Annotated in this window: 2 protein-coding genes; both read left to right on the top strand. The window is 61.3% G+C overall.

The features are described 5' to 3' along the window. A partial coding sequence (locus DBR12_RS12195; protein ID WP_233244416.1) for an SWIB/MDM2 domain-containing protein occupies positions 1-296 on the top strand: 296 nt, incomplete at its 5' end. Between the two features lie 415 nt (positions 297-711). Beyond that, positions 712-1791, top strand: a 1080-nt coding sequence (locus DBR12_RS12190; protein ID WP_233244415.1) for a TonB-dependent siderophore receptor, incomplete at its 3' end; no start/stop codon positions are given.

Here is a 1791-nt window from a genome sequence, read left to right as displayed (position 1 = left end):
CAACCACAGCCCCAGCAGCCAAGAAGGCCGCTGCCCCCGCCAAGAAGCGCACCCCCAACGCCGCCTTCATGAAGGCGCTCACGCCCAGCCCCGCGCTGGCCGCTGTGGTGGGCTCGGCACCGCTGCCACGCACGGAGATCATCAGCAAGCTGTGGGTCTACATCAAGGCCAACAACCTGCAGGACGCCACCAACAAGCGCAACATCAATGCCGATGCCAAGCTCAAGGAGCTGTTTGGCAAGCCCCAGGTCTCGATGTTTGAACTGGCAGGCCTGATCGGCAAGCACGTCAAGTAAAAAGACCAGACGCACTGCTTCCGCAGTACCTGAAAAAAAGCCGACTCAGTCGGCTTTTTTCATTTCAGTCGCCTTAAAAGTGTGGCATGAGAACATCAACACAAATGAGAATGACCCGCATTTGATGTAACATCAAGCGGCACGAAGACGCACAGCCATGTTGATCTAGCCACTGCCTCCGCTGCGCTTGGCGACCCGCGCGCCATCCACACACATCGCTCCCCTGCACCCATCGATGGAGGCCATCTTGGCAAAATCACGCGCACAGCGCCGCAGCTCCGCGCTGCGTAAAAACGCATCCCCCACTCCCTTCGTCCCCGTCACCTCTTGCGACAAAGCCCTGCTACCCCTGGGCGCCCTGATGCTGGCCGCCTCTATGGGCGCGATGGCACAGACCGGTAACCAAGAGACCACCATGTCCACCGTGACAGTCAAAGAGGCCGCTGAAGTCCAGGGCAAAGACACCCTGCTGCTCAAGAAAACCACGGTCGGCAAGGGCAACCAGGACATCAAGGACATCCCCCAGTCCGTGACGGTGTTCACCGAAAAGCAGATGAACGACCGCAACATGGACGACTTCCGCGAGGTGCTGCGCAACACCGCAGGCGTGACCTTCCAGTCGGGCGAAACGGGTGAAGAAGACGTGCGCCTGCGCGGCTTCTCTCTGGGCCAGGCGGGCGACATCTATGTGGACGGCATGAAGGATGCCCCGCTGATCGAGCGCGACACCTTCAACCTGGACCGCGTCGAAGTGCTCAAGGGTTCTGCCTCGATGCTGTTTGGCAAGGGCTCGACAGGCGGTGTGGTCAACCAGGTCAACAAGGCCCCGTTGCTCATCGACCAGCACGAAGCCTCGTACACCTACGGCACCGGCCAATTACACCGCGCCACGGGCGACTTCAACTTCAAGACCGGCGAAAACGCGGCCTTCCGCCTGAACGCCATGGTGCAAGAGTTTGACAACTACGGAGCCAAGCAGGACAAGCGCGGCATTGCGCCCACGTTCGCCTGGGGCATCGGCACGCGCGATGAGTTCTCCATCGGCCTGTACTACCTCGAATCCAAGGGCCGCCCGCTGTACAACCACCCCTGGCGCGTGGTGGACGGCAAGATCAACACGCCGCTCGAAGCCCGCAACTACTACGGCCTGGCCAGCGACCACAACAACACCTCGGCGCAACACGTCACGCTCGGCCACATTCACCGCTTTGACGACAACGGCGAGCTGAACACGCGCCTGCGCTACGGCACCTACGAGCGCGATCTGCTGGCCAGCACCATCGGCTTCCAAAACGCCAACATCACGCTGGGCCAGATCAACGGCAACACCGTGCTCACGCGCGGCTCCAAGGGCCGCCTGGGCGAAAGCGACGTGCTGCAGGTGCAAAGCGACTACAACAACACCTTCAACTGGGGCGGCAAGAAACACGCCGTGCTGGCGGGCGTCGATTTCTACGACGACGACGCCAAGCGCAACCAGAACTACCCCAACACC

The sequence above is a fragment of the Acidovorax sp. HMWF029 genome, from assembly GCF_003060895.1.
Classification (GTDB): Bacteria; Pseudomonadota; Gammaproteobacteria; order Burkholderiales; family Burkholderiaceae_C; genus Acidovorax.
This window is presented reverse-complemented; position numbering and strand designations above follow the sequence as displayed.